Source organism: Paraburkholderia rhizosphaerae (genome assembly GCF_004366595.1).
GTDB classification, from domain to species: domain Bacteria; phylum Pseudomonadota; class Gammaproteobacteria; order Burkholderiales; family Burkholderiaceae; genus Paraburkholderia; species Paraburkholderia rhizosphaerae.
On record NZ_SORE01000002.1, the window covers coordinates 184,153 to 199,673 of the forward strand.

Below are 15,521 nucleotides of genomic sequence, written 5' to 3' on the forward strand. Positions count from 1 at the left end.
CCGCCGTGAGCGTTGTGCCGAGCGCGGGCGAGGACACGTTCGTCATGCTTGTTCTCCCGCACCTTGACCCGCAGCTTGCTCCTGCGCTTCGCGCCGCTCGTGACAGTAGTCGCTGTCCGAGCAGACGAACATCCGCTTGCCGCTATCGTCGACGATCATTTCGTCGAGGAAGCTTTGCGTCGACCCGCACAACGCGCACGCATGGTCCCAGCGCTGTACTTCGAACGGGTGATCGTCGAAGTCGAGGCTGCGCACAGGTGTGTACGGCGGGATCGCATGGATGCGCCGTTCGCGGCCGGCGCCGAACAGTTGCAGCGCGGCGTTCATATGCATCTTCGGGTTGTCGTACTTCGGGATCGGCGACGGCGACGCGAGATAGCGATTGTTGACGATCACCGGATAGTCGTAAGTGGTCGCAATGCTGCCGTGGTGCACGATGTCCTCGTACAGCTTCACGCTGATCAGGCCATAGTCGGCGAGCGCATGCAGCTTTCTGCTTTCGACGACGCGCGGCTCGAGCCGGTAGAGCGGCTCGGGATTCGGCACCTGGTAGACGAGAATCTGCTTGTCGGTAAGCGGTGTTTCCGGAATACGGTGGCGCGTCTGCACGATCGTCGCTTCGGTCGTGCGGCGCGTGGTCCTGACGCCCGCCGTACGCGCGAAAAAGCGGCGAATATTCACCGCATTGGTGGTTTCGTCGGAACCCTGATCGATTACCTTCAGCGTATCGTCGCGACCGATGATCGATGCGGTAACCTGAATGCCGCCTGTGCCCCAGCCGAACGGCAGCGGCATTTCACGCGATGCGAACGGCACCTGGTAGCCCGGCACCGCCACTGCCTTGAGCAGCGCGCGGCGGATCATCCGTTTGGTCTGTTCGTCGAGATATGCGAAGTTATAGCCTTCGGCGGCGCGCTCTGCGTCGAACGCCGCGAGGTGAGTGTCGGGCGAGTTCATGCGGCCTGTTCCTGTTGAGCGTCCTTGTTGCCGCTGGCTGCGTCGTCGCCTGCACGGCTGCCGGTAGCAGCAGCCTTCTGTTGCGCGCGCAACCGTCGCACGAGTTCGAGTTCGGACTGGAAATCGACGTAATGCGGCAGCTTCAGGTGCTGCACGAAACCGGACGCTTCGACGTTATCGCTGTGCGACAGCATGAATTCGACGTCCTGCGTCGGCGAGCTCAACGTTTCGCCGAGTTCTGCGGAGCGCAGTGCGCGATCCACCAGCGCCATCGCCATCGCCTTGCGTTCCGAATGGCCGAACGAGAGACCGTAGCCTTGCGTAAACGACGGCGGTGCCTCGGTGCTGCCGGCGAACTGGTTGATCATCTGGCATTCGGTCACGTCGATCTCGCCGATGTCGACCGCTTCGCCGAGCTCGTCGAGCACCATCTCGACCGCGACGCTGCCGAAGCGGATTTCGCCGGCAAACGGGTGCGTGTGCGAGTAGCCGCGCTGCGTTGCATAGCCCATCGCGAGCAGAAAACCCTCGTCGCCGCGCGCGAGGTTTTGCAGGCGCGTCGCGCGGCTCGCCGGAAACGCGAGCGGTTCGCGCGACAGATCTCCGGGTTCCGGCGCATCCGGCGTCGGCGTCTCCTGTTCGATCAGGCCTTCCTTGTCGAGCAGCGCGACGACGCGCGGCATCGACTCATGCGCGACGTTGCGTACGACTGCGTCGGTGTTCGCATTCGGGTTCGCGTTCGCGCCATTCGCTTCGCCTTCGGCGAGCAACGCGAAATCGAGCAGACGCTGCGTATAGTCGTAAGTCGGACCGAGCAGCTGACCGCCGGGCACGTCCTTGAAGGTCGCGGAAATGCGGCGCTCCGCGTGGATCGCTTCGGTGCGTAGCGGCTCCGTGTAGCCGAAGCGCGGCAGCGTCGTGCGATACGCGCGCAACAGGAAGATCGCTTCGACGAGGTCGCCGGCCGCCTGTTTGATCGCGAGCGCGGCGAGTTCTTCGTCGTACACCGAACCTTCGGTCATCACGCGCGACACCGCGAGACGCAATTGTTCACGAATCTGCGCGACGCTCAATTCGGCAAGCCGCGTATCGCCGCGACGTTCCTGATCGAGCAGGCGCCACGATGCTTCGATCGCGCGCTCGCCCCCCTTGACGGCAACGTACATTAGTTGAGCTCCACTTGGGTTGTGCGCGGCAAACCGATCAGCGCGTCGCCGCAGACAAAGTAGCAGTCGATACCGCACGGAAAGAGCGGCGCCAGTTCCGCGCGTTCACACCAGAAACGCTCGGGCAGACTGGCGGGGGCGATCGTTTGCGTCGTTTCGATACCGGGGCCGCGCAACGTGAGCGGCGCGCCGCCGGTCAACGCGGTGACGCGAATGAGCAGCGTCACTGCTGTTTCGGGTGATTCCGGTTCGCCGAGCGCGAAGCTTTCGAGCGCAGGCATCGCAGCGGGATCGTGCAGATACGCGAATGCCGCGCTGCGCGGCGTATCGACGAGCGGCGCACCGGTGTGAAAGCGCAGCGCGGAGGCGAGCGGCGCGTCCGGTTGCGCGAGCCAGACGGGCGTCGAGAAATCGCACAACGTCAGCAGCGCGGCGAATGCGGCACGATCGGCTGCGGGCCGGTGTGCGCCGGCTGCGTCGAGCGCTGGCAACACATCGCTCACGGTACCGGTCGTGCCCGGACGGGACAGCACGTCGAGCAGCGTGCGAAAGACTGCTTGCGTGTCATGCACCGGATCTGCAAAGCCGGGCGTGAGTGTGGCCAGCGAAGCAGCCATTGGGGTGGCCAATGGGGTGGCCAATGGAGTGGCCAATGAGGGAGACGATAAACTGGACAACGCGCCTTGCGCCTGATTATTCGATGTATTCATCAGTCGCCTCGGACCATCGTGAAGAATTCGACGCGCGTATCGTCGGTGTTTTGCCGGCGCGCTTCACGAGCGGCTTCGATGCGCGCGGCGAGCGGCTCGATTAGTTGTTCGTGTAGCTGACGATGGTGTTGCGGCAGTTGCAGCAGCGCATCGGCGAGTGCCGCGAGTTCCGCGCGCCGCCGGTCGCGGCCCAGATGACAGGCGACGCCGACCGGCGCATTCGCCGCCGGTTCGCGCAGACGCAGTGTGGCGCGCGTGACCGTCGCTTCGCCGAGATTGAATGCATCGCCGCTGCCGCCGACACGGCCGCGCACCATCGCAAGGCCGGTTTCAGGCGGGCGCAGCCAGTCGAAAGCGGGCATCGGTGTGCCGTTCATCGCGCGCTGCAATGCGGCTTCGAGGTCCGCGCGCGGCGTGCGCGCCAATACCCCCATCCATGCGCGGCGCACGGACGACGATGACGGGGTGGAGGAAACGGGGGCGGAAGGGTCGCTCATCGGATGTTCCGTGGTGTCGATGTCCGGACATTTGACCATCTATTCATCTAAACGTCTAGACGTTTGTAGGTAAAATCCCGTGGTGACACGGTACGGCGTGTACATTCATATTTTCATCACGGCCTGGGCACTACAATCGAGAGTTGTCTATTTGAACCGAGGGGAATGACACCACCATGACATCGAACGACGACGCGACACCCGGCACGCTGCTCGAACGCGGCGGCGGCGTCGCGGTATGGCGGCAGATCGAGCAGATTCTTGCGGCGGAAATTGCTGCGAGCGGTTTCGGCGAAGAAGGGCGTTTGCCGAGCGAAGCCGAACTGGCGAGGCGTTTCGACGTCAACCGCCACACGATCCGCCGCGCGATGCTGGGGCTCGCGGCGCTCGGTCTGGTGAGTGTCGAACAAGGTCGAGGGACGTTCGTTCAGCCTGGCGCGATCGACTATACGATCGGGCGCCGTACCCGCTTCACGGAAAATTTGCGGCAGCAGCACTCGTCAGGTGTACTGCTGTCTGCTGCGCGCGTGAAGGCGGAGCCCAATGTGGCGAAGGCGCTGGGGTTGCGCTCCGGTGTGCTGGTTTACCGGATGGACACACTGCACGAATCAAACGGGGTGCCGCTCACGTATGCACGCAGCTGGTACCCGGCGGCGCGTTTTCTCGATCTGCCGGACGTGCTCGAGCGCACCGGCGGTATGACAAAGGCGCTTGCCGAATTCGGTATCACCGACTATCTGCGCAAATGGAGCCGTATCGGCAGCGTGTTGCCGGATGCGGACGTCGCGCGCCGCCTGAATATCAACCGGCAGCAACCGGTGCTGTGGGTCGAAAACGTCGACGTCGATACCGAAGGCACACCGATCAAATACGGCTTTACGCACTTTGCTGCAGACCGCGTTCAGCTGATGGTGGAGAACGATGTATGAGCGCGGCACGAGCAGACAGGCATGACGCTGACGCCGCGGGCGCAGCCGTCGCAGCGGGCAGTTGGACGGCTGCTGCGCGTTTCGCGATTTACTACGCGCCGCCGCGCGCGTCGCAATGGTGGGATGAGGGGTCGACATGGCTCGGGCGCGACGCCGAGCGTGGTGTCTCACATGAAGCGGGCCCCGCGTTTCCATTGCTGTCGCAAACGTTGTCCGATCTGACGAAGGCGCCGCGGCGCTACGGCTGGCACGGCACGCTGGTTGCTCCATTTCGTCTAGCTGACGGCGTGCGTGCGCACGACCTCATTGATGCGGCGCAGCGCTGGGCGCAGACCAAAACGGGCTTCGCTTTGCGCGTTGAAGCGGCGACCCTCGGCGACTTCGTCGCATTGCGACCGTCCGACGACAATGGCGACGCGCGCATGCGCGAACTTGCGTCGGATGCACTGCGCGCATTCGCGGCGTTGCGAGCGAAGCCGTCGGCGGCGGATCTCGAACGCCGCCTCGCCGCGCCGCTTACCGAGCGGCAGCGTGCGCTGCTTGTCGAATGGGGATACCCGTATGTATTCGACGAATTCCGTTTTCATATGACGCTGTCGAACTCGCTCGAGCTCGCGCAGGACCGTGCGGCGATCGTCGAATGGTGGCATGCGCGAATCGCGAACCTCGGTATGTTGCCGGTCGACGGCGTGGCGATTTTTGTCGAACCCGCGCCGGCCGAGCCGTTTGTGCTCTGGCAGCGGCTTGCGTTTAAAAGCACCATGGAGGCGAAATAAGCATGCAGGGCCGTTTGATCTATGTAATGGGCCCATCGGGCGCGGGGAAAGATTCGCTGCTGCATTTCGCGCGCGATCGCGTGGCGGGCGCACCGGTGATGTTTGCGCATCGCTACATCACACGCACTGTGGGCAGCAATGAAAACCATATCGCGCTGACGCTCGAAGAATTCGAGGCACGCTCGGCCTTGGGTCTGTTCGCGCTCGAATGGTCGAGCCATTCGATGCGCTATGGCATCGGTATCGAAATCGATGAATGGCTCGCACGCGGTTGCACGGTCGTCATCAACGGTTCGCGGCAACATCTCGAGCGTGCGCTCGAGCGCTATCCGCTGATCGAAGTCGTGCACGTCGAAGCGGCGCCGCATATTCTCGCGGCGCGACTCGGCGCACGGGCGCGCGAAACGGCGGAGCAGGTCGCGGCGCGGCTTGCGCGTCACGCGCCGTTTTCGTTGCCGGACGGCACACGTCTCACGCGCATTGATAACTCCGGCGCGCTCGAGGTAGCGGGCGACGCATTCCTGCGAGTCGTGCGGCGGGGTAAGTGAACCAGCTGAACCCACCCATCCGAAGCAGGCAGGCCGCGTTAGCCAGACGCGATCTGACGCAATGCCGGAGGCTTTGCTGCCTGGGCAAGCGCTACATAGATCTTCATGTAGCGCTGTGCCATGATCGTCGACGAAAAGCAGCGCACGAAGGACGAGCGAATTTCGCCGCGAGACAGTGCGTCAAGTCGCTTTACTGCATCGACCGCTGCCGGGACATCGTCGACGATATAGCCCGTTACGCCGTGGGAAATCACTTCCGGTACCGAGCCCCGATTGAATGCAATGACGGGCGTGCCGCATGCCATCGCTTCGATCATGACGAGGCCGAACGGCTCGGACCACTCGATCGGAAACAATAACGCACGCGCGCCCGCGAGAAAGTGGGCTTTCTGCGCATCACTGATCTCGCCGATGAATTCGACGTCGTGCCGTAGCAGCCGCGGCTGGATGACATCCCGGAAGTACGCTTCGTCAGCCCTGTCTACCTTCGCGGCGATTTTCAGGGGCAGGCCTGCACGCGCGGCAATCTCAATAGCGACATCGACACCCTTTTCAGCGGAGATTCGGCCCAGAAACGCCAGATAGGTCGGCTGTGTGTGCGGGTGAGGCGTCAGCAGATTTTCCGGCAGGCCGTGATAGACGGTACCGATCCAGTTCGCGTTTGGCAACGCAATCCGTTGCGAACGGGAGATCGACACGACAGGGGCCTGCGGGAACATGTCAAACATCGCCTGCAGTTCCGGTTGGTCAAGGCGGCCGTGCAGCGTCGTCAGGAACGGCACATCGACTAGCGAGAATGTCGGGAGAGGCAGGTAGCTCAGGTGAAAGTGCAGGACGTCAAATGTGTGGGCTACGCGACGGACTTTCTCGAGCAGCAGCAGGTGAGGCGCAAGGACATCGCCAGTTCCGGGATCGAGCCGCAACGAACGTGGCCATGCTGGCTCCAGACGCGCGCTTGTTGATGAGTCACCGCTTGCGAAGAGCGTGACGTCGTGTCCCAGGCTGACCAGTGCTTCCGTGAGGTACGACACGATGCGTTCCGTGCCGCCGTAGAGGATTGGCGGAACGGCTTCGTGCAAGGGCGCGATTTGCGCAATACGCATGCGGCAACTCCGGTCAGAAATTTGTTTTTGTTACGCATTGACTGCCTGATTCGCATTGCGCCCTTAAGCGAAACCCTTTTCACAAGATACTATGCGGCCTGACGACAAAATCAATTCTTTAATACTCGTTTTTGACGTTATCAAATAATTCGGAGGGCGTTGTTTATCTGATCTGCATGTTGTACGGGGGCATCGGAATTTAACGGCCAAAACGACAGCTATTGTGATTTCCATGGAATCAAAAAATTCAACCTGAAGTCCTTGATCTCGAGTAAATGCGGATTAGCGTGATATTCGTAAAGAAACATCCGGGATGATTGCCTCCGGTCGAAGGGTGCGTGAGGACACAAGATGCGTCGGGCCTATATTCCTATATAGTGCTGCCATCCGACGCGCCGGGACTCCTTACCCGTGGCGCCGACCACGATCCGGAGTCAAGCCGATGAACGACGCAGTGCGCTTTGCCGAAGTTGCCGACCTCGAACCTGCCGCCGCGTCGTTGCGCGACATCCGTCATCAGATTCACCACCACCCCGAACTCGCGTATGAAGAAGTCGAGACCGCCGCACTCGTTGCGCGCAAGCTCGAAGAGTGGGGCTGGCAAGTGACGCGCGGCGTGGGCCGCACAGGCGTCGTCGGCACACTGAAAGCCGGCTCGGGCACGCGCAGCATCGGCATTCGCGCGGACATGGATGCGTTGCCGATCATCGAGCAGACCGGCCTGCCGTACGCGAGCGGCACGCACGGCAAGATGCATGCATGCGGTCACGACGGCCATACGACGATGCTGCTCGGCGCCGCGCAACATCTTGCCGCGACGCGCCGTTTCTCCGGCACCGTACACCTGTACTTTCAGCCCGCGGAAGAGAGCGGCATCGATAGCGGCGCAATGAAAATGATCGAAGACGGCCTGTTCGAGCGCTTTCCTTGCGACGCGGTGTTCGGCATGCACAACCATCCGGGCGCGGAGCCAGGCAAGTTCTTGTTTCGCAAAGGCCCGTTCATGTCGGCCGGCGACAAGGCGGTCATCACGATCGAAGGCGTCGGCGGACACGCAGCGCGGCCGCACATGACCGTCGACCCGGTCGTGATCGCGGCGAGCATCGTGATGGCATTGCAGACCATCGTCGCGCGCAACGTCGACCCGGCGCAACCCGCGGTGGTGACGGTCGGCTCGATGCATGCCGGCACGGTCAACAACGTGATTCCGGGTACCGCGAAGCTCGAACTCAGCGTGCGGTCGTTTAGCGCGGACGTGCGCGCGCTGCTGAAAAAACGCATTGCCGAACTCGCGGAAAGCCAGGCCGCAAGCTACGGCGGCAAAGCGAACGTCGACTACATCGAAGGCTATCCGGTCGTGATCAATTCGGATGCGGAGACCGACTTCGCAATCGACGTCGCGCGCGAACTGGTCGGCAGCGATAACGTCGTCGCGCATACGGACATGCTGATGGGTAGCGAAGACTTTTCGTTCATGCTGCAGCAGCGGCCGGGTACGTTCCTGCGTCTTGGCAACGGTGTCGGCGAAGACGGCTGCATGGTGCACAACCCGCACTACGATTTCAACGACCGCAATCTGCCGATCGGCGCGGCGTACTGGGCGCGGCTCGTCGAGCGCTACCTCGGCCGCTGACGCGGGCCGGCGCTGACGCATATTAACCGCGCAGCGCGACCATATCGGACACGTTCTGAGCCGCTTGCTGCAGCGGTTCGAGAAATGTTTTCATCATCTGCTTCGCCGAATTGCGCTGCGCGTTGCCGCTGATATTCATCGCTGCGATAACGCGGCCCTGCCGGTTGCGGATCGGCGCGGAAATCGAAATCAGCCCTTCTTCCAGCTCCTGATCGACGATCGCCCAGCCTTGACGGCGAACCTGCGCGATCACCTGTTTCAGTTCGTTCCTGTCGGTGACCGTGCGCGGCGTGTGCGGTTGCAGCGTCGACGCATCGAGCGTCGCGTCGAGTGTCGCATCGTCGAGTGCGGACAGCAGTACGCGCCCCATCGACGTACACCATGCGGGCAGACGGCTGCCGATCGACAGGTTGATCGTCATGATCTTGTGCGTCGGCACGCGCAGCACATAGACGATTTCCGTGCGATCGAGCACCGCGGCCGAGCAGCTTTCATGGACCTGCGCGGACAACGCTTCCATCACCGGCTCGGCGACATTCCAGAACGGCATCGACGTCAGATACGCGAAGCCCAGATCGAGAATGCGCGGCGTAAGCCGGAACAGCCGTCCATCGGCCTCGACATAGCCGAGTGTTTGCAATGTAAGCAGAATGCGGCGCGCGCCGGCGCGCGTCAGACCGGTCGCGGCGGCTACGTCGGTGAGCGTCTGCGCGGGACGCTCCGCATTGAACGCACGGATCACCGCGAGGCCGCGTGCGAACGATTGCACGTAGGAATCGCCCGGTTTGTCGGGGATGTCCGCGTCCATCGTGGATACAGGCTGCGACGCGCGAGTGTCTTTATAAGTGGCCATGTGACGGGCAACGGAATGGCAGGCGATGCGCAAAGGCGAGACGATAGCGCATGCGCCGGGATTCGCCAACTTGACGACGCACACGGATGACGGGCAGAACACACTTGCCTGCGCGATGGCACGGCACCGCCCGCGCAGCTGCCGTGACACTGCTGGTGCGCTTGACAGGCTTTTCAGCCCGCGCCTATTATGACTCAAATTGTTCGATATAAGATCGTTTGTTCGTATAAAGAACAAACAGCAAGGTCGAGACGTCCGATCGACACAGTTTTTCGAGGCGCTCCGCAGCGGGCGCCGCATTTTCACTTTCGTTCGCCGCATCGCGTGGCGAGCACTGCCGACCGCGGCCGCCGCAGCAGCGTCGAAGCGGCCGCTCGCGCAGCATCGTTGGAGACATCGAGATGGCCGAAGCTTTCCTGTGTGATGCAATCCGCACGCCGATTGGCCGCTATGCGGGTTCACTGTCGTCGGTCCGCGCAGACGACCTCGGCGCCGCGCCGCTCAAGGCGTTGATCGAGCGCAATAAGGAAGTCGACTGGAACGTGGTCGACGATGTGATCTATGGCTGCGCGAATCAGGCCGGCGAAGACAATCGCAATGTCGCGCGTATGTCGTCGCTGCTCGCGGGTTTGCCCGAGAGTGTGTCCGGTACGACGGTCAACCGTTTGTGCGGTTCGGGCATGGATGCGGTCGGCATTGCGGCGCGCGCGATCAAGGCGGGCGAGGCCGGCATGATGCTCGCGGGCGGCGTTGAAAGCATGAGCCGAGCGCCGTTCGTGATGGGCAAGGCAACCACCGCATTCGCGCGTCAGGCCGACATCTTCGATACGACAATCGGCTGGCGTTTCATCAACCCCCTGATGAAGCAGATGTACGGCGTCGATTCGATGCCGGAGACCGGCGAGAACGTCGCACAGGAATTCAACGTGAGCCGCGCGGACCAGGATGCGTTCGCGCTGCGCAGCCAGCAGAAAGCGGCTCGCGCGCAACGCGACGGGACGCTTGCGCAGGAAATCGTCGCGGTGTCGGTTCCGCAAAAGAAAGGCGACCCGCTCGTCGTATCGGGCGACGAGCATCCGCGCGAAACCAGCGTTGAAGCACTGGCGAAACTCAAAGGTGTCGTGCGGGCCGATGGCACGGTGACGGCGGGCAACGCATCGGGCGTGAACGACGGCGCGGCTGCTCTGCTGCTCGCGAACGAAGACACCGCAAAGCGGTTCGGACTGACGCCGCGCGCGCGCGTGCTCGGCATCGCGACGTCCGGTGTTGCGCCACGCGTGATGGGCATTGGTCCCGCGCCCGCGACGCGAAAGCTGCTCGGCCGCCTCGGCATGAAGATCGATCAGTTCGATGTGATCGAGCTCAACGAAGCGTTCGCGTCGCAGGGGCTGGCGGTGCTGCGCATGCTCGGCGTCGCCGACGATGATCCGCGCGTCAATCCGAATGGCGGTGCGATTGCGCTTGGTCATCCGCTAGGCATGAGCGGCGCGCGTCTCGTCACGACTGCGATGTATCAGTTGCAGCGCACACAGGGGCGCTTTGCGTTGTGCACGATGTGTATCGGCGTCGGGCAAGGCATCGCGATCGCGCTCGAACGTGTGTGAAAAAACCTTGCGAAGTGGGCGACGCGGCACGTGTCAGTGACGTTGCGCCCCGCTGCTTATGCGACCCAGACCATTCCCTATTCAAACGGCATCCGAAACATTTTACACAATGTGATAGTTTGCGGGATCTATCGGCTTTCGGTCGGGTTATGATGCGTTTTCGTCTGGATGACGAACTGTTTTTTGATACGGAATATCAGTATGAGAAGGCCCGTATCAGGCAGTGACTGAAAACGCTCTTGAGGGAGAACCCGAATGAAGAAAGCGATGGGAGCAGCCGCCTTGCTCGCGATGGCGTATATGGTGCAGCCGGCGTACGCACAAGACTCGCTGGCGAGCACCGCTGAAGGTGTGATCGGTGCGGTGCAGCCTGTGCATATCCAGGCGAAGATCATCGCCATCGATGCCGCGTCGCGTATGGTCACGCTGCAGGGCGCGGGTGGACGCACCGCGATGATTGTCGTTAGCGACCAGGTGCCGGGCTTCGACAAGCTGAAAGTAGGCGACAACGTCGACGCGGAATACAAGAACGCATTGCTGGTCACTGCGGAAAAAGTGAAGGGCGCCGACAAGGGCATTCGCGAGCGTGTCGAATCGCGGGTCTATCAGCCGGCTTCGGGCGGATATCAGTCCGCGCGGCAAATCGAAGTGCTGGCGACGGTCGAGAAGATCGACCGCAAGAAGCGCACGGTCAAGCTGCGCGGCGCGTATCAGACGCAAACGCTTGATGTCGGCCCCGATGTCGACCTGAAGGATCTGAAGGTTGGCGACACGGTGCATGCGGTCTTCGTTTCGGCGGCAGCAGTGAAGATCGCGCCGAGCGGCACATCGACCACTGCGCAGTAATTCCCAGCGAGACGAGCGAAACCCGACTGCCACGCAATGTTGCGTGGCAGTCGGTTTTTTTCTGATTCCCTTTTCCTCGTATATCGATCGCCAGACGAAAGACGCGACGCGGCGGCAGCGCTCATCGCGAGTTTGGCGCATGGATATCCAGACTCAACAGCGATAGTCGCTCGAACCAGCGAAACAGCCAGCCTCGCTGTTTGCGCGGGTATGTGGTCAACAGCAGACGCGCGGCGACATGGCCATCCGTGCTGATCCATACACGTTCGCCACGTCGCAACTGAATCGGATACCCTGGCTGCACCCAGTAGTCGTACGGTGATTCAGCACGCGTCAACCACACGCGCTCACTTTTCACGTTCAGTTCACAGTGCGCATCGACTCGCCAGGACAGCGTCGCGCCCGGCTGTACTTCGAAGTGAACGACAACTCTTGGCAGTCTCTCCGCGCAGATAAGCGAGACTTCGGAGGTGACGACGTCCGATACGGGATCGGTGAATTGCGGGCTTGCCTGGTTCATGATGCGCTCCATCGAATGAGCCGGGGAACAGCACAGAAGGAAAGCCGCGCACAAAACAAAAGGCCCCTTCCGTTACCGGCGGGGCCTTGGGACTGTTTCGCTTATTCAGACTGCTAACGCGCACACGCTCCCATTTGCCCGCCAGAGATGGCTCGCATTGGGTTTGCTACTGCTGCTGCAATGGCAATGGCAATGGCGGTGGAGGTGAGCGTAAGCATGTCGGCGAGTTTGTCTGGCGACGCGCGGCTTGTCAACACAATCTGTGGCAGAAGTATCGAATTCCGGGTGATCGAATCGGGTTATCGGATTTTCACGCAGTGCGATACATCGCGTTGATCAGCGTGAGTGGCAACACGCTGGCGAACACGCAGATACAGCAGCGCGCAACCGGTGATCGCGAGCGGCCATAGCAGATACCAGCCGGTCGCCGCGCACAGTGCCGCGACCGCGACAAGCGCGACGGCCGCGCAGCGGCGCGCTACGGAGCGCCTGGGCAACAGCCGCAGCGCGGCGGCGGTGCCCAGCGCATAGACTGCGACGAACGAGCCGGTGGTCAACAGAACGAGCGGCCGCGGCCCAAGCCCGGCAACCACATCGACGCACAGTGACACCACGGCCAGCCCGGCGATGACCAGCAGACTGCGGCGCGGCACATCGCCCGCGCGACTGCCGGCCGCGAGCCACGTCGGTAGCGCGCCGTCACGCCCGAGTGCAGCGCCCAGCTTCGCCGCGCCGGCGAAATACGCGTTCATCGTGCCGAGCGTCAATAACAACGCGGCGACGGCCGCCAGCACCTGCACCTTGCCGCCGAGTCCGGTCGCGAGCAGTTCCGCAAGAGGCGCGTTCGACTTGCCCGCTGCAGGGCCGAGGACCAGCACGCTGGTGGCGGCGACTCCGAGATACAGCACCCCGACGACGCATACTGCAATGCCGGTCGCAAGCGGCAGATCGCGCGCTGGGCGGCGGAACTCCGCCGCCAGATGCGTGATCGCTTCCCAGCCGGCGAAGCTCCACACCAGCAGCGCGGCCGCGGGACCGACGGCGAGCCAGCCATGCGGCGCGAACGGCTGCAAATTCGCGGCGCGCGCATGAGGGGCCGATGCGATGATGGCCGCCAGCAGCAGCGCGACGAGTACAGCGGCGAGCATCAACTGCAAACGTCCCGAAACGGTCACGCCCAATGCATTGGCGATGGTGACGATCATCATTAGTGCGAGCGCGGTACCGATGACCGTCGTCTGCCCGCCGCCGAATGCCGCGGCCACATAAGCGCCGCCGAACATCGCGGCGGCGGGCGCACCGGCCGGCACCGCGAAATAGAAGCACCAACCGATCACGGCGGCGGCGCGCGGGCCGAACGCATTGCGCACATAGGTCGACACGCCGCCCGCGTCCGGATAGCGCGCGCCGAGCGCGGCAAACGTCGCGGCAAGCGGCACCGATAGCAACACGAGCGCGAGCCACGCGATGAGCGATGCGGGCCCGGCGACGTCCGCGGCCAGCGCCGGCAGCGCGATAACACCGGTGCCGAGCACCGCGCCGATATACAGCGCGGCGCCTTGCATCACGCTCAGGCGTCCGGCACCCGCATGCTGCTGCACAGATGGCGCGTTCATGCGAGCAACGCGTCGTGATTGCGGTCCGCGCGCACCGCCTGCCAGATCGTGACCTCGCGCGGCTTCACCAGCAGATCAGGCAGCGCTTCGTGATACGCCTGGCGATAGGGACGATTCAGCTGCTCTTCCAGCACGTCCTCGTGGCTTTCCCAAGTTTCGTAGAGCATCAGCCGGTGTGGACAGTCCGGATCGCGATGCAGCGTCGCCTGATGGAAATTCGGCTCGTCGCGCATCGCATCGAGCACGCCGTTCAACAGGTTCATAAAACGATCGAGCTTGTCCGGGATGACCTGAAAACGAATTACGTAAGTTACCGACATATCGCAACTCCTTAACATCGCGCGTCATGTCACCCGTTATACTCGCCAATAGCTGACAACCGATGTCAGGATTTCTTTTCGGAGACCACAATTGCGCCCAAGCCGGCTGGTGTCGATGCTGCTGCTGCTTCAGGTCAAAGGCCGCGTGACCGCGCAGGCGCTGGCCGAAGAATTCGACGTGTCGGTGCGCACCGTGTACCGCGATATCGATCAGCTGAGCGCGGCGGGCGTGCCGGTCTATGCCGATCGCGGGCCGGGCGGCGGATTCGCGCTGCTCGACGGCTACCGCGCGCGGCTGACCGGCATCACGAAGGCGGAGGCCGAGACGCTGTCGATCGCGGGTCTCGCGGGCGCCGCGACCGATCTCGGGTTGTCCGAGCAATTGCGCGCGGCGCAACTGAAGCTGGTCACGGCGCTGCCCGATGCGTCGCCTGATGCATCGCGGATCGGTTCACGGCTGCATATCGACCCGGTCGGGTGGTACCGGCGGCCTGCGCAGGTGCCTCATCTGACGCTGCTTGCGGGCGCGGTATGGGACCAGAAGCGGATCGCGATGCAGTACCAGAGTCTGGCGTCGCCGAACCCCGGCGACGGCGAACCCGAGCGGATTCGCGATCCGCTGGGTCTCGTGCTGAAGGGCGGCGACTGGTATCTGGTCGCGCGGGCGCGCACGCAGCTGCGCGTCTACAAAGTGGCGAACATCATGCATCTCGCCGTGCTCGACGAGACATTCGAGCGGCCGGCCGGCTTCGATTTGCGCGCCGAATGGGCGGGCTCGGTGGCGGCGTTCGAAAAGAGCCTGCTGAAGAACGTCGCGCGACTGCGCCTGTCGCAGGAGGGCATGCTGCGGTTGAGCCGGCTCGGCGCCGCGGCGGCCGAACAGGCGCAAAGCGCGCCTCCGGACGACGATGGCTGGCAGGAAGTCACGCTGCCCGTCGAGCAGTTCGACTATGCAGCCGAGCAATTGCTCGGCTTCGCCGGACACGTCGAAGTGCTCGATCCGCCCGAACTGCGCGCGCGGCTCAGGCGTCTCGCGCAGCACATCGCGACGCTCAACGCCGGATAGAGCGGGCGTTCGGTGGCATGCGGCGTTCTGTCACGTTTCTTTTCTGCCAACTAAACTGTGATTCAAGCCAACCCGGCAAAGTGTGCCTCCTGGCCCGGCACAGGTCCTGTACTGTTGATCCTGTAGAGCCGCGCATACGCGCGGCGGCATTGGAGGCATCATGGAACTGCTCTTTCTGGCCCTGGCGACCGTTGGGTTCGGCGCATGGACGACCTATCTTCTGGCGACCAACATCCCGCAAAAACTGCTGTCGCGCGCGGCACGCCACGGGCGCTACGCGGACCTCACCGGCGCGCAAGCCGTTGACGCGCAAGAAGCGGGGCGCCCACGCCGTCGCTACAGCCGCAGCAAGCTGGCCGAGCAATAAAAGCCCGCGT

The 15,521-nt window shown here is 63.1% G+C and carries 17 protein-coding genes; 8 read left to right on the top strand and 9 right to left on the bottom strand.

The genetic code is table 11. The features are described from left to right. Window positions 1-42: 42 nt before the first annotated feature. The 4 genes from BX592_RS02955 to phnG all read right to left on the bottom strand — a co-directional run bounded on the left by BX592_RS02955 (window position 43) and on the right by phnG (window position 3,330). Window positions 43-957, bottom strand: coding sequence for an alpha-D-ribose 1-methylphosphonate 5-phosphate C-P-lyase PhnJ (locus BX592_RS02955; RefSeq protein WP_134190156.1), 915 nt, complete (start codon window positions 955-957; stop codon window positions 43-45). Next, window positions 954-2,123, bottom strand: a complete 1,170-nt coding sequence (locus BX592_RS02960; protein WP_134190157.1) for a carbon-phosphorus lyase complex subunit — start codon at window positions 2,121-2,123, stop codon at window positions 954-956. Before BX592_RS02960 ends, BX592_RS02955 begins: the two co-directional genes overlap by 4 nt. Further along, on the bottom strand, window positions 2,123-2,740 hold the full coding sequence (gene phnH, locus BX592_RS02965) for a phosphonate C-P lyase system protein PhnH (RefSeq protein ID WP_134190367.1): 618 nt from the start codon (window positions 2,738-2,740) through the stop codon (window positions 2,123-2,125). Before phnH ends, BX592_RS02960 begins: the two co-directional genes overlap by 1 nt. 92 nt (window positions 2,741-2,832) lie before the next feature. Then, window positions 2,833-3,330 (bottom strand): phosphonate C-P lyase system protein PhnG, encoded by a 498-nt coding sequence (gene phnG, locus BX592_RS02970; RefSeq protein ID WP_134190158.1) that lies wholly within the window; start codon window positions 3,328-3,330, stop codon window positions 2,833-2,835. Window positions 3,331-3,506: 176 nt separating this feature from the next. On the opposite strand from phnG, the gene phnF reads away from it, so the two are divergent. From phnF to phnN, 3 genes are read left to right on the top strand one after another with little or no spacing between them, the layout of a single operon-like run. Beyond that, window positions 3,507-4,259 (top strand): phosphonate metabolism transcriptional regulator PhnF, encoded by a 753-nt coding sequence (gene phnF, locus BX592_RS02975; RefSeq protein WP_134190159.1) that lies wholly within the window; start codon window positions 3,507-3,509, stop codon window positions 4,257-4,259. Continuing rightward, complete coding sequence (locus BX592_RS02980; protein ID WP_134190160.1) at window positions 4,256-5,035, top strand: DUF1045 domain-containing protein; 780 nt, start codon at window positions 4,256-4,258, stop codon at window positions 5,033-5,035. The genes phnF and BX592_RS02980 overlap by 4 nt, the downstream gene beginning before the upstream one ends. Window positions 5,036-5,037: 2 nt before the next feature. Continuing rightward, window positions 5,038-5,583, top strand: a complete 546-nt coding sequence (phnN, locus tag BX592_RS02985; RefSeq protein ID WP_134190161.1) for a phosphonate metabolism protein/1,5-bisphosphokinase (PRPP-forming) PhnN — start codon at window positions 5,038-5,040, stop codon at window positions 5,581-5,583. Window positions 5,584-5,621: 38 nt separating this feature from the next. On the opposite strand, the gene BX592_RS02990 is transcribed toward phnN, so the two are convergent. Further along, window positions 5,622-6,686, bottom strand: a complete 1,065-nt coding sequence (locus BX592_RS02990) for a glycosyltransferase family 4 protein (RefSeq protein ID WP_134190162.1) — start codon at window positions 6,684-6,686, stop codon at window positions 5,622-5,624. Window positions 6,687-7,128: 442 nt separating this feature from the next. Between BX592_RS02990 and BX592_RS02995 the strand changes: the two genes are divergently transcribed. After that, window positions 7,129-8,319, top strand: a complete 1,191-nt coding sequence (locus BX592_RS02995) for a M20 aminoacylase family protein (protein WP_134190163.1) — start codon at window positions 7,129-7,131, stop codon at window positions 8,317-8,319. A gap of 22 nt (window positions 8,320-8,341) precedes the next feature. Here the strand turns inward: BX592_RS02995 and BX592_RS03000 are convergent, their stop codons facing one another. Then, window positions 8,342-9,127 carry an IclR family transcriptional regulator gene (locus tag BX592_RS03000; protein WP_134190368.1) on the bottom strand — a complete coding sequence of 262 codons (786 nt, stop codon included), beginning with the start codon at window positions 9,125-9,127 and terminating at the stop codon, window positions 8,342-8,344. 446 nt (window positions 9,128-9,573) lie between these two features. Here BX592_RS03000 and pcaF point away from each other — a divergent pair, with 446 nt between their 5' ends. Continuing rightward, on the top strand, window positions 9,574-10,776 hold the full coding sequence (gene pcaF / locus BX592_RS03005; RefSeq protein WP_134190164.1) for a 3-oxoadipyl-CoA thiolase: 1,203 nt from the start codon (window positions 9,574-9,576) through the stop codon (window positions 10,774-10,776). A 255-nt stretch (window positions 10,777-11,031) separates the two neighbouring features. After that, a complete protein-coding gene (locus BX592_RS03010) occupies window positions 11,032-11,622 on the top strand; it encodes a hypothetical protein (protein ID WP_134190165.1) in 591 nt (196 codons plus the stop codon). Window positions 11,623-11,743: 121 nt separating this feature from the next. Here the strand turns inward: BX592_RS03010 and BX592_RS03015 are convergent, their stop codons facing one another. The 3 genes from BX592_RS03015 to BX592_RS03025 all read right to left on the bottom strand — a co-directional run bounded on the left by BX592_RS03015 (window position 11,744) and on the right by BX592_RS03025 (window position 14,078). Continuing rightward, complete coding sequence (locus BX592_RS03015) at window positions 11,744-12,142, bottom strand: DUF2917 domain-containing protein (RefSeq protein WP_134190166.1); 399 nt, start codon at window positions 12,140-12,142, stop codon at window positions 11,744-11,746. Between the two features lie 299 nt (window positions 12,143-12,441). Continuing rightward, window positions 12,442-13,758: an APC family permease gene (locus BX592_RS03020; protein WP_134190167.1), complete on the bottom strand. Its 1,317-nt coding sequence runs from the start codon at window positions 13,756-13,758 to the stop codon at window positions 12,442-12,444. After that, window positions 13,755-14,078 carry a putative quinol monooxygenase gene (locus BX592_RS03025; RefSeq protein ID WP_134190168.1) on the bottom strand — a complete coding sequence of 108 codons (324 nt, stop codon included), beginning with the start codon at window positions 14,076-14,078 and terminating at the stop codon, window positions 13,755-13,757. The genes BX592_RS03020 and BX592_RS03025 overlap by 4 nt, the downstream gene beginning before the upstream one ends. 91 nt (window positions 14,079-14,169) lie before the next feature. Between BX592_RS03025 and BX592_RS03030 the strand changes: the two genes are divergently transcribed. Together BX592_RS03030 and BX592_RS03035 are read left to right on the top strand one after the other, a co-directional pair. Then, window positions 14,170-15,144 (top strand): helix-turn-helix transcriptional regulator, encoded by a 975-nt coding sequence (locus tag BX592_RS03030; protein WP_134190169.1) that lies wholly within the window; start codon window positions 14,170-14,172, stop codon window positions 15,142-15,144. Window positions 15,145-15,304: 160 nt separating this feature from the next. Beyond that, complete coding sequence (locus BX592_RS03035; protein ID WP_134190170.1) at window positions 15,305-15,511, top strand: hypothetical protein; 207 nt, start codon at window positions 15,305-15,307, stop codon at window positions 15,509-15,511. Window positions 15,512-15,521: the final 10 nt, after the last annotated feature.